Below are 17,889 nucleotides of genomic sequence, written 5' to 3'. Positions count from 1 at the left end.
CCGACGGGCGCGCGACCCCGATAGGGTCGACAGCAGTCGTTCGGGTACCCGGTCACGCACCCGTGCGTGCCCGACGACAGCAGATCTGACGAGGAGGCCATTGCCGCATGGGATGCGAAACACGCCCCGCCGGCAATGGCCTTCTTCGTATGTGCAACACGTGAAAGAGGCGGGATCCCCCATGACCACGAAGGCCCAGAAGAGCGACGACGGCAAAGTGCCCGGCCGGTTTCTGCTGAAGTTGTCCGGAGAGGCCTTCTCCGGAGGTGGGGGCCTGGGCGTCGATCCCGACGTGGTGCACAAGATCGCCCGTGAGATCGCGGCCGTCGTACGGGACGGCGCGCAGATCGCGGTCGTCATCGGCGGCGGCAACTTCTTCCGCGGCGCCGAGCTGCAGCAGCGCGGCATGGACCGGGCCCGCTCCGACTACATGGGCATGCTCGGCACCGTGATGAACTGCCTCGCCCTGCAGGACTTCCTGGAGAAGGAGGGCGTGGACTGCCGCGTGCAGACCGCGATCACCATGGGGCAGGTCGCCGAACCGTACATCCCGCTGCGCGCCGTACGACACCTGGAGAAGGGCCGCGTGGTCATCTTCGGCGCCGGTATGGGCATGCCGTACTTCTCCACCGACACCACCGCCGCACAGCGCGCCCTGGAGATCGACGCCGAGGCGCTGCTGATGGGCAAGAACGGTGTCGACGGGGTCTACGACTCCGACCCCAAGACCAACCCGGACGCCGTGAAGTTCGACCACCTCGGCTACGGCGAGGTCATCACGCGCGACCTGAAGGTCGCCGACGCCACGGCCATCACACTGTGCCGCGACAACAAGCTCCCGATCGTGGTCTTCGAGCTTCTGGCGGAGGGCAATATCGCGCGTGCCGTCAAGGGTGAGAAGATCGGCACGCTGGTGGGTGACCAGGGCAGCCGGGACTGACCGGACGAACCACCCCGTCCCCGGGACGCCTGTCCCCGGGCCGCCCGTCCACCGGACGCCACCTGTCCGGGGGACGGACGGGACGGAGCCGGGCCGGGGGATGGACAATGTCCTGCCGGTCGGGAACCGTGCAGGAAGAAGACGCGACGCAGCCGGCCGCCGCCCCGACGAGGAACCGCAGCCGGGCCTACTCAAGACACGCAGGAGCAAGTGGTGATCGAAGAGACCCTCCTCGAGGCCGAGGAGAAGATGGAGAAGGCCGTCGTGGTCGCCAAGGAGGACTTCGCCGCGATCCGCACCGGCCGTGCGCACCCGGCGATGTTCAACAAGATCGTGGCCGACTACTACGGTGCGCCGACGCCGATCAACCAGCTGGCCTCGTTCTCCGTGCCCGAGCCGCGCATGGCCGTGGTGACGCCGTTCGACAAGAGCGCGCTGCGCAACATCGAGCAGGCGATCCGCGACTCCGACCTGGGCGTCAACCCGAGCAACGACGGCAACATCATCCGGGTGGTGTTCCCCGAACTCACCGAGGAGCGCCGCCGCGAGTACATCAAGGTCGCCCGGCACAAGGGCGAGGAGGCCAAGATCTCCATCCGCTCCGTGCGCCGCAAGGCCAAGGACGCCATCGACAAGCTGATCAAGGACGGCGAGGTCGGCGAGGACGAGGGCCGCCGTGCGGAGAAGGAGCTCGACGACACCACCGCGAAGTACGTGGCCCAGGTGGACGAGCTCCTGAAGCACAAGGAAGCGGAGCTGCTCGAGGTCTGATGAACGACTCTTCCTGGGGGGCGCCGCCACACAACGGGTACTGGGGGCCCACTGATCTGGGACCTGCCCAGGGGGCTGCCCCGGCGGGTCCCGCGTACGATGCGCAGGACGCGCCGCACACTCGCCCCATGCCCATCGTGCCCGACGTACCCGATCACGGCGGAGACCAGGATGACGACCGGGGGGCCGCTCGGCTGGGCGGCTCCCCGTTCCGCGACGACACGCCGCAGGCACACCCCTCCCGGGAGGTGCCGCAGAATCCGGAGCCCATGCCCCACGCCTCGCAGCCGGCACCCAAGCCGCAGAAGAAGAGCGCGGGTCGCGACCTGAGTGCCGCGATAGGGGTCGGCGTCGGACTCGGCGCGGTGATCGTCGCGTCGCTGTTCATCGTCAAGGCCGTGTTCGTCGGCGTCATCGCGGTCGCCGTCGTGGTGGGCCTGTGGGAGCTGACCAAGCGGCTGGAGGAGCGCAAGGGGATCCGGGCACCCCTCGTGCCGCTCGCGCTCGGCGGCGCCGCGATGGTCGTCGCCGGGTACGTCCGTGGAGCCGAGGGGGCGTGGGTCGCCATGGCGCTCACGGCGCTCGGCGTGCTCGTGTGGCGGATGACGGAACCGCCGCAGGACTACCTCAAGGACGTCACCGCCGGCATGTTCGCGGCGTTCTACGTGCCGTTCCTCGCGACGTTCGTGGCGATGATGCTCACCGCCGACGACGGGCCGCGCCGCGTGCTGACGTTCCTGCTCCTCACGGTCGTCAGTGACACCGGCGCGTACGCGGTCGGCTGGCGCTTCGGCAAGCACAAGCTCGCGCCGCGCATCAGCCCGGGCAAGACGCGTGAGGGCCTGCTCGGCGCGGTGGCCTTCGCGATGGTCGTCGGCGCGCTGTGCATGGAGTTCCTGATCGAGGGCGGCGCCTGGTGGCAGGGCCTGCTGCTCGGCCTGGCCGTCGCGGCCAGCGCCACGCTCGGCGATCTCGGCGAGTCCATGATCAAGCGGGACCTGGGCATCAAGGACATGGGCACGCTGCTCCCCGGGCACGGGGGCATCATGGACCGCCTGGACTCCCTGCTGCCCACGGCACCCGTCGTCTGGCTGCTGCTGGTGCTCTTCGTGGGGTCGGGCTGAGTACCCCCGCCCCCTGCGCTCGATGGGCCCCCGTCCCGTGGTGGACGGGGGCTCACCGTTTGCCCGCGTTACCGGGGCCACTGAGGCCGGCCGCCAGGCGTGCGGGTCGCGCCGGCGATCAGGGACAGTCAGGGACAGGGGCGTGCGGTTCACTGCCGGCTCCCGACGGGACCGCCGGGATGCCCCGGGTCCGACCCGGTGGGACGATGCAGGGGTACGCCGCACAAGGGGGCATCATGTCCGCCATCCGACAAACCATCGATGTCGACCGCAGCCCCGAGGACGTCTACGCCTACGTCATGGACGCCCCCCGACTGCCGGAGTGGCAGCTGAGCGCGGTCTCCGCGGAACGTCTCGACGAGGGGCCCTTCGGCGTCGGCTCCCGGGTCCGGGTCACCCGGCACGTCGGCCGCCGGACCATGCCGATGACCTTGGAGGTCACCGAGTACGACCCGCCGCACAGCTGGGGCATGAAGGGCATCGACGGACCCGTCAGGGCCCGCGTCCACGGCGAGGTCGCACCCTTCGACGACGGCCGCCGCTCCCATGTGACGATCGAGGTCGACTTCGAGGGACACGGCATGGGCAAAATCCTCGTCCCCCTCATCGTCCGCCCCCAGGTCCGCAAGGAACTCCCGCGCAACGAGCAGCTCCTCAAGGACCGCCTGGAACACCTCGGGGAGTAGCGGCGGGAGCAGGCCGACGCCCGTTGCTCGGCCCGGGCTCGGCCGGGCATCCGGGTCACCCGGTTGGATCTGCGACACTGGGTGGGCCATGCCTAAGCCCGGAGAACTCACTTTCGTCGCCCCGCGCGGAGCCAAGAAGCCGCCGCGGCATCTCGCCGACCTCACGCCCGCCGAGCGCAAGGAGGCGGTCGCCGCCGTCGGTGAGAAGCCGTTTCGCGCCAAGCAGCTCTCGCAGCACTACTTCGCGCGGTACGCGCACGACCCGGAGCAGTGGACCGACATCCCGGCCGGCTCCCGCGGCAAGCTGCGGGAGGCGCTGCTGCCCGAGCTGATGACGGTCGTGCGGCATCTGTCGACCGACCAGGGCACCACGCGCAAGACGCTGTGGCGGCTGTTCGACGGGACGCTCGTGGAGTCGGTGCTCATGTGGTATCCCGACCGGGTGACCATGTGCATCAGCTCTCAGGCCGGGTGCGGCATGAACTGCCCGTTCTGCGCCACCGGACAGGCGGGACTGGACAGGAACCTGTCCACCGCCGAGATCGTGCACCAGATCGTCGACGGCATGCGGGCCCTCAGGGACGGTGAGGTCCCGGGCGGTCCGGCGCGGCTGAGCAACATCGTGTTCATGGGCATGGGTGAGCCGCTCGCCAACTACAACCGGGTCGTCGGTGCGATCCGGCGGCTTACCGACCCGGAGCCGGACGGGCTGGGCCTGTCGCAGCGCGGGATCACCGTGTCGACGGTCGGTCTCGTCCCGGCCATCCACCGGTTCGCCGACGAGGGCTTCAAGTGCCGTCTCGCCATCTCGCTGCACGCGCCCGACGACGAACTGCGCGACACCCTCGTACCGGTGAACACCCGGTGGAAGGTGCGGGAGGTCCTGGACGCCGGGTGGGAGTACGCGGCCAAGTCGGGGCGGCGGCTGTCCATCGAGTACGCGCTCATCCGGGACATCAACGACCAGGCGTGGCGCGGTGACCGGCTGGGCCGGCTGCTCAAGGGCAGGCCGGTGCACGTCAACCTCATCCCGCTGAACCCCACGCCCGGGTCCAAGTGGACCGCCTCGCGGCCCGAGGACGAGAAGGCGTTCGTGGAGGCGATCGCCGCTCATGGTGTGCCGGTGACCATCCGGGACACCCGGGGCCAGGAGATCGACGGGGCATGTGGTCAGCTCGCCGCGAGCGAGCGGTAACCTGAGCACCGTAAAACCCACGTAAGAACATCTGCATATTCCGACAGGGGAGCGCCACAGCGCTGAGAGTGCGGCATCCGGGCCGCAGACCCTCTGAACCTCGCCCAGGTCATTCTGGGTAGGGAGATCGGTCATCACTCGAGCTGTTGCGCCCTGCTCGGGACACCTGTCAGGGGTCCCGGGCAGGGCCGCGTCTCTTCCTGGTCACCCCAGGAGGAATCCAGTGCACATCACCACACAGCGGTTTGCGGCCGTGGTCGTCGGGCTGGGCATGGCCGGCGGGCTGGCCGCGTGCGGGTCGTCCGACGGCGGCCAGGGCTCGTCGTCCGGCGGGTCCAGGACCGTGACCGTCGTCAGCCACGATTCGTGGGCCGCGTCCAAGGACGTGATCGCCGCGTTCGAGAAGGAGTCCGGCTACAAGGTCAAGGTCCTCAAGAGCGGCGACGCCGGGCAGGCCGTGAACAAGGCGATCCTGACCAAGGACAACCCGCAGGGCGACGTCTTCTTCGGGGTCGACAACACCCTGCTGTCCCGCGCGCTCGACAACGGACTGTTCCAGTCGTACGAGGCGAAGGGCTCGGACCGGATCAAGGCCGAGTACCGGGTCGACGAGGACAAGCACCGGGTCACGCCCGTCGACACCGGCGACATCTGCGTCAACTACGACAAGAAGTACTTCGCCGACCACAAGCTCGCCCCGCCGCGCACCTTCGAGGACCTGGTCAAGCCCGAGTACAGGAACCTGCTCGTCACCGAGAACGCCGCCACCTCCTCGCCGGGCCTCGGCTTCCTGCTCGGCACCGCCGCCGAGTACGGCGACGACAACTGGCAGGGCTACTGGAAGAAGCTCAAGGCCAACGGCGTGAAGGTCGTCGACGGCTGGGAGCAGGCCTACTACGAGGAGTTCTCCGGATCGTCCGCCGGCCGGAAGGCAGGGGGCGACCGGCCGCTCGTGGTGTCGTACGGCTCCTCGCCGCCCGCCGAGGTCGTCTTCGCGGACCCGAGGCCGAGCACGGCGCCGACCGGGGTGGCGCAGGGCACCTGCTTCCGGCAGGTCGAGTACGCGGGCCTGCTCAGCAACGCCGCGAACAGCGAGGGCGGCAAGGCCTTCCTCGACTTCCTGCTCACCAAGCGGTTCCAGGAGGACATGCCGCTGAACATGTTCGTCCACCCGGTGACCGAGGGGGCCCAGGTGCCGCCGGAGTTCGCGAAGTACGGGCCGCAGGCCGAGGATCCCGCGACCATGGACCCGGCGAAGATCGCCGACCACCGTGACCAGTGGGTCAAGTCGTGGACCTCGCTCGTACTGAAGTAGCCCGGGCAGCCTTCCGGAAGCGGGGCGCGGCGGCGCGGCTCGGGCTCATGGCCGTGCCCGTCGCGTTCTTCGCGGTCTTCTTCGCCTACCCCGTCGCCGCGATCGTCGCGCGCGGTCTGCGGGCCGACGGGACCTGGCACCTCGGGCGGATCGCGGACGTCCTCGCCCAGTCCGACATCCGGCATGTGCTGTGGTTCACGACCTGGCAGGCGCTCGTCTCGACCGCGCTCACCCTGCTGATCGCGCTCCCCGGCGCGTACGTCTTCGCGCGCTTCGATTTCCGGGGCAAGCAGATCCTGCGGGCGGTCGTGACCGTGCCGTTCGTGCTGCCGACGGTCGTCGTCGGTTCGGCGTTCCTGGCGCTCGTCGGGCGCGGCGGGCTGCTCGACGAGCTGTGGGGCGTACGGCTGGACACCACCGTGTGGGCCATCCTGCTCGCGCACGTCTTCTTCAACTACGCCGTCGTCGTACGGACCGTCGGCGGGCTGTGGGCGCAGCTCGATCCGCGGCAGGAGGAGGCCGCGCGGATGCTGGGCGCGTCGTCGGCGGCCGCCTGGCGGAAGGTAACCCTGCCCGCGCTCGCGCCCGCGGTCGCCGCCGCGGCGCTGATGGTCTTCCTGTTCACCTTCACCTCCTTCGGCGTCGTCCAGATCCTCGGAGGGCCGCTCTTCTCGACCCTCGAAGTGGAGATCTACCGGCAGACGTCCGAGATCTTCGACCTGTCCACGGCGGCCGTCCTGACGGTGATCCAGTTCGTCGCCGTCGGGGCGATCCTCGCCCTGCACGCCTGGACCGTCCGGCGCCGGGAGACGGCGCTGCGGCTGGTGGACGCCTCCGTGACCGCGCGCCGGCCGCGCGGGGCCGGGCAGTGGGCGCTGCTGGCCGGAGTCCTGGTCACGATCGCGGTCCTGCTCCTGCTGCCGCTGGCGGTGCTGGTGCAGCGGTCCCTGGACGCGCCCGGCCTCGGCTACTTCCGGGCGCTGACCCGTGAGGACGGGGGCACCTTCCTCGTCCCGCCGGTCGCCGCCGTCGGCAATTCGCTGCGGTACGCCCTCGCCGCCACCGTCATCGCCGTGCTGATCGGCTCTCTCGCCTCCGTCGCCCTGACCCGCCGGGACGCCGGGCGGTTCGTGCGCGGGTTCGACGCGCTGCTGATGCTGCCGCTCGGGGTGTCCGCGGTGACCGTCGGCTTCGGGTTCCTGATCGCCCTCGACGAGCCGCCGCTGGACCTGAGGTCCTCCTGGATCCTGGTGCCGCTCGCGCAGGCGCTGGTGGGCGTCCCCTTCGTCGTACGGACCATGCTGCCGGTGCTGCGGGCGGTGGACGTACGGCTGCGGGAGGCGGCGGCCGTGCTCGGGGCGTCGCCGTGGCGGGTGTGGCGGGAGGTGGACCTGCCGATGGTGCGGCGGGCACTGCTGATCGCGGCCGGGTTCGCCTTCGCGGTGTCGCTCGGGGAGTTCGGGGCGACGGTGTTCCTGGCGCGGCCCGACAACCCGACGCTGCCGGTGGCGGTGGCGCGGCTGCTGGGGCGGCCGGGTGACCTCAACTACGGGCAGGCGATGGCCCTGTCGACGATTCTGATGATCGTGTGCGCGGTGGCGCTGCTGGTGCTGGAGCGTCTGCGGACCGACCGGACAGGGGAGTTCTGATGCTGCTGAGCCTTGAGGCCGCGACCGTTCGCTTCGGCGGGCGGGCCGTGCTCGACGCCGTCGACCTGGAGGTCGCCGAGCACCAGATCGTGTGTGTGCTCGGGCCCAGCGGCAGCGGCAAGTCGACGCTTTTGCGGGCCGTCGCCGGACTGCAGCCCCTGGACTCCGGGCGGGTGCTGCTCGACGGGCGGGACCAGGCGGGCGTGCCCGCGCACCGGCGCGGGGTCGGCCTGATGTTCCAGGACCACCAGCTGTTCCCGCAGCGGGACGTGGGCGGCAACGTCGCCTTCGGGCTGCGGATGCACGGGGCGTCGAAGGGCCGGCAGGCGGAGCGCGTACGCGAGTTGCTCGATCTGGTCGGGCTGCCGGGCGCCGAACGCCGGGCCGTCGCCGCGCTGTCCGGCGGTGAGCAGCAGCGGGTGGCGCTGGCCCGGGCCCTTGCCCCCAGCCCCCGGCTGCTGATGCTGGACGAGCCGCTCGGCCAGCTCGACCGGTCGCTCAGGGAACGGCTGGTCGTCGAACTCAGGGAGCTGTTCGGCCGGTTGGGCACCACGGTGCTGGCCGTGACCCACGACCAGGGCGAGGCCTTCGCGCTGGCCGACCGGGTCGTGGTGATGCGGGACGGGCGGATCGCCCAGTCCGGCACGCCCCTGGAGGTGTGGCAGCGGCCGGCCGACGCGTTCGTGGCCCGGTTCCTCGGCTTCGAGAACGTGGTGGAGGCGACGGTCGGCGACGGCGCCGCGGTCACTCCGTGGGGCAAGGTGCCCGTTGCCGAGGACGCCGCACAGGGCACGCGTACGCTGCTGGTACGGCCCGCCGGCGTGCTCCTGGTCCCCGCCGACGCGGGCCTGCGCTGCACGGTGACGGGCCGCACCTTCAAGGGCACCCATGTCGCGGTGCACCTCCAGCCCGAGGACGGGCCGCGGCTGGAGGCGGCGTGCGCGCTGCGGGACGCGCCGGAGGTCGGGGACGAGGTCGGGGTGGAGTTCGAGGCGGCGGAAGTCGTCGTGCTCGGGTGATCGACCAGTTCCTGGGCCGAGGGACATGACGGCACTCGCCCTACCGGCTGCCGTTGACGTACCCGAGGCGGAGGTGCGTGTCTGCTGCCGGGGTTCCGGCTGGAGCGGCCGCTTTCGACTGAAGAGGGCAGTGGCCCGCCCCCGTACGACAAGGGGGCGGGCCACCGGTTGTTCAGGGCGTCAGCGGTCGCTGCTCGCTCCACGGCGGCGCATGCCGAAGAACACCGCGCCACCGCCGATCACGACCAGGACGGCCGCGATCCCGGCGATGATCCCCGTCTGGGAATTCGCGCCGGTCTCGGCGAGGTTCGAGTCACCGGCACCGGCCGCCGGCGACGGGGCGTTGCTGGAGGCGCCCGAGGGAGCGGTGCTCTCGCTCTTCGACGGTGAGGGGGCCGGGGTGCCGGTGTCCCCGGCCGGGGCGGAGTTGGAGTCCGAGGGGGTCGGCTCGGCCGGCGGGGCCGGAGGCTTCTCCTCCTTCTTGCAGGCCGTGGCCGGGGTGATCAGGTTCGGCTTGATGTCCTCGTCGACATAGCCCTCGGCCTTGACGTGGACGCGGTACTCGGCGTTCGGCTTCCAGTCCTCGTCGAAGGTGATGGTGACACCCTCGCGCGAGCCCTTGACCACCTGCTCGCCGACCTTCTTCACGTCGGCGCCGTTGTTCTCCAGGTAGACGGTCACGGTCGCCGGGACGCCGGAGGGGTCCACGTCGGTGACGGTGATGACGCCCTTGGCGCCGTCGCACTTGGCTTCGGCCGAGAACTCGCTGATGTCACAGGCGAGGGCGTTGCCGGCGACACCGAGCGCGAGCGCGGCCGAGGCGGAGGCGACACCGAGGACGCGCACGGAACGCGCGACGGTACGACGGGATGCCGCACGACGGAATATGGACAGGACTGCCACGTTTGTCCTTAGAGGATGCGCAAATGCGGGGGGTGGAGGGAGTACTGACGATGCGTCAGCACTGACAACGCGTCAGCACTCCCCGGAGGCTCACAGGTCTATAAGCGCCGCATAAGCAGTGTCAACGTGAGGACCGACAGCAAGCGGTTGGCTTTGCCTTCTTATTAACCGCCGAGACGTTTCAACGCCTCGGGAGCCTCCTCGATCCGGTCCACCAGGGCGATCCGCGCCTGCATCGACCGGCCCTCGGCGAGCGACTGGAGCAGCGGCCACGTCGGCAGCTTCTCCGTCCAGTGGGCACGGTTCACGAGCACCATCGGCGTGGGCTCGCCACGCGACTCGTAGTAGTTCGGCGTCGCGTTGTCGAAGATCTCCTGCACGGTGCCGGCGGCGCCCGGCAGGAAGACCACGCCCGCGTTGCAGCGGGCCAGCAGGCCGTCCTCGCGGGTGGCGTTGGCGAAGTACTTGGCGATGTGCGAGGCGAAGGGGTTCGGCGGCTCGTGGCCGTAGAACCAGGTGGGGATGCCGACGGAGGTGCCGCCCCTCGGCCAGCGGTCGCGCACCTCGAACGCGGTGCGCGCCCAGTCGGTGACCGACGGGACGAACGACGGTGCCTTGGCGAGCAGCAGCACCGCGTCGTCCAGCATGCCGTCGTCGAACGGGGCCGCGTACGCGCCGAGGTTGGCGGCCTCCATCGCCCCGGGGCCCCCGCCCGTGGCCACCGTGAACCCGGCGCGGGCCAGCTCCCGGCCGAGCCGCGCCGCACCGGCGTACGCCTGACTGCCGCGCGCCATCGCGTGGCCGCCCATCACGCCCACCACGCGTGCGCCGGAGAGGAGTTCGTCGAGGGCGTCCGAGACGGAGTCGTCGTGGACCGCGCGGAGCATGGAGGCGTAGATGTCGCCGTCCGCCTTCGTCCGCTGGAACCAGGCGTACGCCCGGGCGTCGGGCGTGGCCTCGTAACCGTCCGGCAGAGAGGCGAAGAGCTCCTCCGGTGAGTAGACCAGGCCCCGGTACGGGTCGAAGGGCAGGCCGGGAACGGGCGGGAAGACCAGGGCGCCGTCCCCGCGGATCTTCGCGGCGGCCTCCTCGCGCATCGGACAGCCGAGGAAGACGGCGCCCGCCGTGTCCGTGCCGAGCAGTTCGCGCGTACGGTCCGTCAGATCGACGGCTTGGACGCGGAATCCGGCGAGGGAGCCGCGCGCCGCGACGGCGGCGTCGAACTCCTCGAGCGTCTCGATCTCACGGTCGTCGTGGTGGGCCGCGTGGGCGGGCATCGTCTGCACCCGCCCATGCTAGGCACAGCGGGTGTCAGCCCTCGATGGCCGCCGGGTCCATCCACACGACCTCCCAGGTGTGGCCGTCGAGGTCGTCGAAGGAGCGGCCGTACATGAAGTCCATGTCCTGGACCTTCTCCGACGCGGTGCCGCCCGCGGCGACGGCCTTCTCGACCAGTTCGTCGACCTTCTCACGGCTCTCGGCGCTCAGCGCGATGAGCACCTCGCTGGTCCTCGTGGCGTCCGCGATCTCCTTCTGGGTGAAGGTCGCGTAGAACGGCTTGGTCAGCAGCATGGCCACAATGGTGTCGCTGATCACGACGGAGGCCGCGTTCTCGTCGCTGAACTGCGGGTTGATCGAGTAGCCGAGCTCCGTGAAGAACTTCTTCGAGGCGTCGAGGTCGTTCACGGGCAGGTTCACGAAGATCATCTGCTGGTAGGTCGCGGTCATCGGAGTCTCTCCCATCGGATGCGTGCCGTCCGGTGGGGTAGACCGGGCGCCCCGGCGGAACTCATCGGTGTCCGGGAGATTTTTTCGCCGGGATTCCCGGACACCCTCGAAGAAGCCGGCCGCGCCGCCCCTCCCCTGGGTCTCGCGCTGCCTGTGGTGCGGTGTTCCGTACGGGTCTCAGCGGGCCAGCGGCACTGCCGCCAGCGCGGCGACGATCAGCGTGAGCGGGCCGAACAGGGCGAGCAGCGCGCCGGCGCGGACGGCGGCGGCGCCGCGCAGCATCGTCGCGGGCGCGCCGAGCCGCAGCAGCGCGGCCATCGTCTCGGCGCGGGCCTGCCTGGCCTCGACGGCTGCCGTGAGCAGCGTCGCCACGGTGCAGCCGGACACGAGGAGCGCGCCGAGGGTGCCGAGCGGTCCGAAGGACGGGCTGTCCGGTGCGGACAGCGAGGCGAGCGCGAACGCGGCCGACGCCACCGCGCAGACGACACCGAGGGGACGGCCGATCCGGGTGGCCTCCGCCATCAGGACGCGTCCGGCGAGCAGGCGCAGTGCGCCGGGGCGGACCGCCTGCAGCAGGCGGCCGCACAGGTGCGTGAGGCCCGGGCCGGCGAGGGCGAGGCCGAGGGCGGTCAGAGCCCAGCCGATCAGGACGCCGGGATGGCCGGCGGGGGTGGCGCCGGTGGCGTCGGCGGCGTGGCTCGCGTAGGTCTCCACGGCCAGACCGGCGGCCAGGACGGCGATGCCCCAGGGCAGGCCTCCGGGTACGTCGGTATGGGCGCGGGTGCCGTCGAGGCTGCCCGGCGTCACCGTGTGGAGTTCGGGTTCCTGGGCGGGGCCCTGGTCGCCGCCCGGCGCCGGTGCCGGGGAGTGGGCGTCGCCGGTCCGTGTCTGGGTGGTGTCGCCGTTGCGCGGGACGGGAGCGGGCTCGGCGGCGCGACGGTGCGCGGGCCGGGTGGCCGGTCCGGCGCTCGCCAGGTGCTTGCCGTAGCGGCCGTACGCCCCGAACGTCTCCCGCGCCACCCCGAGGCCGTACGCGCCGAAACGGCCGAAGCGCCGGGGCGCGCCGCTCGTCGGGGACGGCCGCGCCTCGAGGGGCCGCCTGGCCACCGCGACCGTCACCGACGCGATCACCGGTACGACCGCCAGCAGCGTCAGCGCCCCCGGGAGGGGCAACGGCTGGTCCGCCGCGAGGAACTCCGCCGCCGCGCCGTCGAAGGGCATGCCCGTCAGATCGCCACGCAGGTGGAGGAAGAACAGCAGGGCCAGCATCGAGCCCAGCACGCAGGACAGGGCCGTCGTCGTCGCGGAGACGGCCATCAGGCGGGCCGGGCCCAGACCGACCGCCGACAGGCCGGGGCGCGGGGTCGTGCCCGGGTCCGTGCGGGCCACCGCCAGCGCGAGGTACACCGTGGCGGCCAGGGGAGCCGTGCACCAGGCCAGGCGCAGGAGGGAGGCGCCGGGGGAGTCCGGGTGGCCCAGTGCGTAGCCCAGCGCGCAGAGCAGCAGGAAACCCGTGCCCGCCGACGCCGCCGCGACCAGGAGCCGGCGCAGTTGGACGGCGGGGTGGGCGCCGCGGGTCAGGCGGAGAGCGAGCACGTGGCCCGGCCTTCCGTCTCGGTGGCGGGCGGCAGGTGCACGGTCCTCACGCGCCGCCCGTCCAGCAGCGCCACCGTGCGGTCGGCCAGGGCGGCCGTCTCCGCGTCGTGCGTGGCCAGGACGACGGTGATGCCGTGCGAGCGGGCCGCCGTGGTGAGGGTGCGCAGGACGTGGGCGCGGTCCGCGCGGTGCAGGGGGGCCGTGGGCTCGTCGGCGAACAGGACCGAGGGAGCGGGGGCCAGGGCGCGGGCGATGCAGACGCGCTGCCGTTCGGCCTGCGTCAGTTCGAGCGGGCGTCTGCGGGACCGGTCGCCGATGTCGAGGCGTTCCAGCCACTCCATGGCGGCCGTCTTGGCGCGGCGCCGGCTGGTGCCGCGCAGCATCAGGGGGAGGGCCGTGTTCTCCCAGACGTTCAGCTCGGGGACGAGCGCGGGGGCCGGGTCGATCCAGCCGAAGCGGTCCCTGCGGAGCCGTTCGCGGACCAGCGGACCCATCGTGTGCACGGGGACGCTGTTGAACCAGACCTCGCCGCGCCGGACGGGCACCAGGCCGGACAGGCAGCGCAGGAGGGTCGTCTTGCCGCTGCCCCGCGGGCCGCTGACGGCGAGGATCTCGCCCTCCCGGACGCCGAGCGAGACGCCGCTGAGCGCGGGCGAGCCGTCGTTGTGCTGGAAGTGCAGGGCGCGTGCCCAGAGCACGTCGTTGTCCGGCGGGGCCACCATGGCGTACACCTCGGTTCGGATCGAAGAATGCCGTGCGGGATGGCGTTTGGATTCCGCGCAGTCCCCCGTGCGGGGGAACGAAGGCAGGGCCGATCGGTCACTGGCACGCTAGGCAGGCGGCGGCGGGACGCCGGACAGCACGCGGCCCCGGACGCCCGTTTCTCACTCGAACGGGCGGCTCCGGGGCCGTAAATGATCATTCCAGAGGAAGATCAGCGAGAGGGCCTCGCCGGCTCACAGCTTCGTCCACGCCTCCGACAGCGTCGCGCGCAGGATCTGCTCGATCTCGTCGAACGTCTCCTGGTCGGAGATCAGCGGCGGGGCGAGCTGGACGACCGGGTCGCCGCGGTCGTCGGCACGGCAGTACAGGCCGTTCTCGTACAGCTTCTTGGACAGGAAGCCGTACAGGACGCGCTCGGTCTCCTCGGCGTCGAACGACTCCTTGGTCGCCTTGTCCTTGACCAGCTCGATGCCGTAGAAGAACCCGTTGCCGCGCACGTCGCCGACGATCGGCAGGTCGTACAGCTTCTCCAGGGTCGCGCGGAAGGCGGCCTCGTTGTCGAGGACGTGCTGGTTGAGGCCCTCCCGTTCGAACAGGTCGAGGTTGGCGACGCCCACCGCGGCCGACACCGGGTGGCCGCCGAAGGTGTAGCCGTGCAGGAAGGTGTTGTCGCCCTTGTAGAACGGCTCGGCGATGCGGTCGGAGATGACGCACGCGCCTATGGGGGAGTAGCCCGAGGTCATGCCCTTGGCGCAGGTGATCATGTCCGGGACGTAGCCGAACTTGTCGCAGGCGAACATCGTGCCCAGGCGGCCGAAGGCGCAGATGACCTCGTCCGAGACGAGCAGGACGTCGTGGCGGTCGCAGATCTCGCGGACCCGCTGGAAGTAGCCGGGCGGGGGCGGGAAGCAGCCGCCCGCGTTCTGCACCGGCTCCAGGAAGACCGCCGCGACCGTGTCGGGGCCCTCGAAGAGAATCTGCTGCTCGATCTGGTCGGCGGCCCAGCGACCGAAGGCCTCCGGGTCGTCGCCGTGGATCGGGGCGCGGTAGATGTTGGTGTTCGGGACCTTGTGCGCGCCGGGGACGAGGGGCTCGAAGGGCGCCTTCAGGGCGGGCAGGCCCGTGATGGACAGGGCGCCCTGGGGGGTGCCGTGGTAGGCGACCGCGCGGGAGATCACCTTGTGCTTGGTGGGCTTGCCGACCAGCTTGAAGTACTGCTTGGCGAGCTTCCAGGCGGTCTCCACCGCCTCGCCGCCGCCGGTGGTGAAGAAGACCTTGTTCAAATCGCCCGGCGCGTAGTCGGCGAGCCGGTCCGCCAGTTCGACGGCCTTGGGGTGGGCGTAGGACCAGACCGGGAAGAACGCGAGTTCCTGCGCCTGCTTGAAGGCGGTCTCGGCGAGCTCGACGCGGCCGTGCCCGGCCTGGACCACGAACAGACCGGCGAGACCGTCGAGGTAGCGCTTGCCCTTGTCGTCGTAGATGTAGGTGCCTTCGCCCCGGACGATGGTGGGGACGGGGGCGTTCTCGTACGAGGACATGCGGGTGAAGTGCATCCACAGGTGGTCGTACGCGGTCCTGCTGAGGTCCTTGGGGCTGTCGGTGCTCACGGTTATCGGGTCCTCACGGTTATCGGGTTCCCCACATGTAGGTCTGCTTCTTGAGCTTGAGGTAGACGAAGCTCTCGGTGGAGCGCACTCCGGGGACGGCCCGGATGCGTTTGTTGATGACCTCCAGCAGGTGGTCGTCGTCCTCGCAGACGATCTCCACCATCAGGTCGAAGGAGCCGGCGGTCATCACCACGTACTCGCATTCGGACATGGCGGTCAGCGCGTCCGCGACGGCCTCCACGTCGCCCTCCACGTTGACGCCGACCATCGCCTGCCGGCGGAAGCCCACGGTGAGCGGGTCCGTGACGGCGACGATCTGCATCACGCCCTGGTCGAGCAGCTTCTGGACGCGCTGGCGCACGGCCGCCTCGGACAGGCCCACGGCCTTGCCGATGGCGGCGTACGGCCGCCGGCCGTCCTCCTGGAGCTGCTCGATGATGGCGAGCGAGACGGCGTCCAGCTGGGGGCTGCCGCCGTTCCGGGACTCGCGGGGGTCCTTCTGCTCTGCGCTTCGACTGGCCACGGCCACACTGTGCACGACGTCTCGGCAGTTTCGCAAGCCTCGATCGATGAATTTCGTTGTTTGAAGACGTCCATCTTGCGGATTTCGCAGGAGGGGAGCGGGCGGGGGTGTTGAAAACGTCGGGGGACGGATTAGGGTGGGTGTCTCAAAGATTGGACAATCCACCAGGAGGGCCTGCAGTGAGCACCGAGCTGCGTCGTCTGCGCAATTACATCGGCGGTGAGTTCCGGGACGCCGCCGACGGACGGACCACCGAGGTGGTCAATCCCGCGACGGGCGAGGCGTACGCGACCGCTCCGCTGTCCGGACAGGCGGACGTGGACGCCGCGATGGCGGCCGCCGCCGAGGCCTTCCCGGGCTGGCGGGACACCACCCCCGCCGAACGCCAGAAGGCGCTGCTGAAGATCGCGGACGCGTTCGAGGAGCGCGCCGAGGAACTGATCGCGGCGGAGGTGGAGAACACGGGCAAGCCGGTCGGGCTGACCCGCTCCGAGGAGATCCCGCCGATGATCGACCAGATCCGCTTCTTCGCGGGCGCGGCGCGGATGCTCGAGGGCCGCTCGGCCGGTGAGTACATGGAGGGGATGACCTCCATGATCCGCCGTGAGCCGGTCGGCGTCTGCGCCCAGGTCGCGCCGTGGAACTACCCGATGATGATGGCCGTGTGGAAGTTCGCCCCGGCGATCGCCGCGGGCAACACGGTCGTGCTGAAGCCGTCGGACACCACCCCGGCCTCGACCGTCCTGATCGCCGACATCATCGGCTCGATCCTGCCCAAGGGCGTCTTCAACGTCATCTGCGGCGACCGCGAGACCGGCCGCATGATGGTCGAGCACCCGGTCCCGGCGATGGCCTCCATCACCGGCTCGGTCCGGGCCGGCATGCAGGTCGCCGAGACGGCGTCGAAGGACCTCAAGCGCGTCCACCTGGAGCTCGGCGGCAAGGCGCCGGTCGTGGTCTTCGAGGACACCGACATCGCCAAGGCCGTCGAGGACATCTCCGTCGCGGGCTTCTTCAACGCCGGCCAGGACTGTACGGCCGCCTGCCGCGTCCTCGTGCACGAGGCGATCCACGACGAGTTCGTCTCCGCGCTCGCCAAGGCCGCCGCCGAGACGAAGACCGGCATGCCGGACGACGAGGACGTGCTGTTCGGCCCGCTCAACAACCCCAACCAGCTCAAGCAGGTGGAAAGCTTCATCGAGGGGCTGCCCGCGCACGCGCGCGTGGAGGCCGGCGGCAAGCGCGTCGGCGACAAGGGCTACTTCTACGCGCCGACCGTCGTCTCCGGCGTCAAGCAGGACGACGACATCATCCAGAAGGAGGTCTTCGGCCCGGTCATCACCGTGCAGTCCTTCTCGGACGAGGACCAGGCCGTGGAGTGGGCCAACGGCGTCGAGTACGCGCTGGCCTCCTCGGTGTGGACCAAGGACCACGGCCGCGCGATGCGGATGTCCAAGAAGCTCGACTTCGGCTGCGTGTGGATCAACACCCACATCCCGCTGGTCGCCGAGATGCCGCACGGCGGCTTCAAGAAGTCCGGCTACGGCAAGGACCTGTCGGGCTACGGCTTCGAGGACTACACGCGGATCAAGCACGTGATGACGTCGCTGGACGCGTAGCCTCCGCGGTCCCAGCGGCTCTGCGCACGGCGCGGCCCCGGACGGGGAACTCCCGTCCGGGGCCGCGCTCTCGTTCTTGCTGCATCGTCTTCGCGGGCTCGCGGGGCCGCCAGGGACGAGCTGCCGTCGGCCGGATGTGCAGCCGGGTGTGCTCGCCGCCGGGCCGGTCAAGAGGGCCGGGAGAGTGATCCAGTCGTTCTCGACGCCCCTGCGGCCGGAGCACCGCATCGTCGCAGCCGGTCAGCAGGTCTGCTGGGGGACGAGGGGGGCGTCATGGCGGAGCGTCGCGTCGCCGTCGCGGGAACCGGGGTGCCGCCGCGGTCGGGGGGCACGGTTCGACCACCGTGCACCGCTCCCGTACCGTCCCGCCCCTCGCCGTCGAGTCGCGGCAGGGCGCGAAAAAGTGTTATCCACCCGGCCTTCACACCGTCTCCCCCTGTGATCCCCGACATAGCCAGGATCCCCGTCCTGCCTGAGAGGGTGCGTGCGGA

At 70.8% G+C, this 17,889-nt stretch carries 16 protein-coding genes; 9 read left to right on the top strand and 7 right to left on the bottom strand.

The genetic code is table 11. The annotated features are described in order from the left end of the window. The first annotated feature begins 181 nt into the window (after nucleotides 1–181). From pyrH to ACFPZJ_RS33645, 8 genes are all read left to right on the top strand, one after another. On the top strand, nucleotides 182–940 hold the full coding sequence (gene pyrH / locus ACFPZJ_RS33680) for a UMP kinase (RefSeq protein ID WP_381029721.1): 759 nt from the start codon (nucleotides 182–184) through the stop codon (nucleotides 938–940). Between the two features lie 213 nt (nucleotides 941–1,153). Beyond that, nucleotides 1,154–1,711, top strand: coding sequence for a ribosome recycling factor (frr, locus tag ACFPZJ_RS33675; RefSeq protein ID WP_381029718.1), 558 nt, complete (start codon nucleotides 1,154–1,156; stop codon nucleotides 1,709–1,711). Next, on the top strand, nucleotides 1,711–2,835 hold the full coding sequence (locus tag ACFPZJ_RS33670) for a phosphatidate cytidylyltransferase (protein ID WP_381029715.1): 1,125 nt from the start codon (nucleotides 1,711–1,713) through the stop codon (nucleotides 2,833–2,835). Before frr ends, ACFPZJ_RS33670 begins: the two co-directional genes overlap by 1 nt. Before the next feature lie 236 nt (nucleotides 2,836–3,071). Next, complete coding sequence (locus tag ACFPZJ_RS33665; protein ID WP_381029713.1) at nucleotides 3,072–3,521, top strand: SRPBCC family protein; 450 nt, start codon at nucleotides 3,072–3,074, stop codon at nucleotides 3,519–3,521. A gap of 88 nt (nucleotides 3,522–3,609) precedes the next feature. Beyond that, nucleotides 3,610–4,716, top strand: coding sequence for a dual-specificity RNA methyltransferase RlmN (gene rlmN / locus ACFPZJ_RS33660; RefSeq protein WP_381029711.1), 1,107 nt, complete (start codon nucleotides 3,610–3,612; stop codon nucleotides 4,714–4,716). A gap of 271 nt (nucleotides 4,717–4,987) precedes the next feature. Beyond that, nucleotides 4,988–6,031 carry a thiamine ABC transporter substrate-binding protein gene (locus ACFPZJ_RS33655; RefSeq protein ID WP_381030075.1) on the top strand — a complete coding sequence of 348 codons (1,044 nt, stop codon included), beginning with the start codon at nucleotides 4,988–4,990 and terminating at the stop codon, nucleotides 6,029–6,031. Further along, nucleotides 6,007–7,680 carry an ABC transporter permease gene (locus tag ACFPZJ_RS33650; protein ID WP_381029708.1) on the top strand — a complete coding sequence of 558 codons (1,674 nt, stop codon included), beginning with the start codon at nucleotides 6,007–6,009 and terminating at the stop codon, nucleotides 7,678–7,680. The genes ACFPZJ_RS33655 and ACFPZJ_RS33650 overlap by 25 nt, the downstream gene beginning before the upstream one ends. Then, a complete protein-coding gene (locus ACFPZJ_RS33645) occupies nucleotides 7,680–8,699 on the top strand; it encodes an ABC transporter ATP-binding protein (protein ID WP_381029705.1) in 1,020 nt (339 codons plus the stop codon). Before ACFPZJ_RS33650 ends, ACFPZJ_RS33645 begins: the two co-directional genes overlap by 1 nt. A 180-nt stretch (nucleotides 8,700–8,879) precedes the next feature. On the opposite strand, the gene ACFPZJ_RS33640 is transcribed toward ACFPZJ_RS33645, so the two are convergent. From ACFPZJ_RS33640 to ACFPZJ_RS33610, 7 genes are all read right to left on the bottom strand, one after another. Continuing rightward, the gene (locus ACFPZJ_RS33640; protein ID WP_381029704.1) at nucleotides 8,880–9,545 is read right to left on the bottom strand and encodes an LAETG motif-containing sortase-dependent surface protein; all 666 of its coding nucleotides are present in this window, start codon (nucleotides 9,543–9,545) and stop codon (nucleotides 8,880–8,882) included. 221 nt (nucleotides 9,546–9,766) lie between these two features. Continuing rightward, nucleotides 9,767–10,888, bottom strand: coding sequence for an LOG family protein (locus ACFPZJ_RS33635; RefSeq protein WP_381029701.1), 1,122 nt, complete (start codon nucleotides 10,886–10,888; stop codon nucleotides 9,767–9,769). Between the two features lie 25 nt (nucleotides 10,889–10,913). After that, nucleotides 10,914–11,330, bottom strand: coding sequence for a VOC family protein (locus ACFPZJ_RS33630; RefSeq protein ID WP_381029699.1), 417 nt, complete (start codon nucleotides 11,328–11,330; stop codon nucleotides 10,914–10,916). A gap of 177 nt (nucleotides 11,331–11,507) precedes the next feature. After that, a complete protein-coding gene (locus ACFPZJ_RS33625) occupies nucleotides 11,508–12,926 on the bottom strand; it encodes a hypothetical protein (protein WP_381029697.1) in 1,419 nt (472 codons plus the stop codon). Next, complete coding sequence (locus tag ACFPZJ_RS33620) at nucleotides 12,908–13,648, bottom strand: ABC transporter ATP-binding protein (protein ID WP_381029694.1); 741 nt, start codon at nucleotides 13,646–13,648, stop codon at nucleotides 12,908–12,910. Before ACFPZJ_RS33620 ends, ACFPZJ_RS33625 begins: the two co-directional genes overlap by 19 nt. Before the next feature lie 234 nt (nucleotides 13,649–13,882). Beyond that, complete coding sequence (locus ACFPZJ_RS33615; protein WP_381029693.1) at nucleotides 13,883–15,256, bottom strand: aspartate aminotransferase family protein; 1,374 nt, start codon at nucleotides 15,254–15,256, stop codon at nucleotides 13,883–13,885. 19 nt (nucleotides 15,257–15,275) lie between these two features. Then, nucleotides 15,276–15,794: an Lrp/AsnC family transcriptional regulator gene (locus tag ACFPZJ_RS33610; RefSeq protein ID WP_381029690.1), complete on the bottom strand. Its 519-nt coding sequence runs from the start codon at nucleotides 15,792–15,794 to the stop codon at nucleotides 15,276–15,278. A gap of 164 nt (nucleotides 15,795–15,958) precedes the next feature. Here ACFPZJ_RS33610 and ACFPZJ_RS33605 point away from each other — a divergent pair, with 164 nt between their 5' ends. Beyond that, nucleotides 15,959–17,398 carry a gamma-aminobutyraldehyde dehydrogenase gene (locus ACFPZJ_RS33605; protein WP_381029687.1) on the top strand — a complete coding sequence of 480 codons (1,440 nt, stop codon included), beginning with the start codon at nucleotides 15,959–15,961 and terminating at the stop codon, nucleotides 17,396–17,398. The last annotated feature ends 491 nt before the right edge of the window (nucleotides 17,399–17,889 follow it).

Source organism: Streptomyces bullii (assembly GCF_042657145.1).
GTDB lineage: Bacteria > Actinomycetota > Actinomycetes > Streptomycetales > Streptomycetaceae > Streptomyces > Streptomyces bullii.
The sequence above is the reverse complement of the archived record's forward strand: the minus strand, read 5'-3'. Positions and strand labels throughout refer to the sequence as shown.

Coding starts and splice junctions, on each gene's coding strand:
- pyrH (WP_381029721.1), top strand. CDS start 182: ATGACCACGAAGGCCCAGAAGAGCGACGACGGCAAAGTGCCCGGCCGG.
- rlmN (WP_381029711.1), top strand. CDS start 3,610: ATGCCTAAGCCCGGAGAACTCACTTTCGTCGCCCCGCGCGGAGCCAAG.
- ACFPZJ_RS33665 (WP_381029713.1), top strand. CDS start 3,072: ATGTCCGCCATCCGACAAACCATCGATGTCGACCGCAGCCCCGAGGAC.
- ACFPZJ_RS33620 (WP_381029694.1), bottom strand. CDS start 13,648: ATGGTGGCCCCGCCGGACAACGACGTGCTCTGGGCACGCGCCCTGCAC.
- ACFPZJ_RS33645 (WP_381029705.1), top strand. CDS start 7,680: ATGCTGCTGAGCCTTGAGGCCGCGACCGTTCGCTTCGGCGGGCGGGCC.
- ACFPZJ_RS33630 (WP_381029699.1), bottom strand. CDS start 11,330: ATGACCGCGACCTACCAGCAGATGATCTTCGTGAACCTGCCCGTGAAC.
- ACFPZJ_RS33670 (WP_381029715.1), top strand. CDS start 1,711: ATGAACGACTCTTCCTGGGGGGCGCCGCCACACAACGGGTACTGGGGG.
- ACFPZJ_RS33655 (WP_381030075.1), top strand. CDS start 4,988: ATGGCCGGCGGGCTGGCCGCGTGCGGGTCGTCCGACGGCGGCCAGGGC.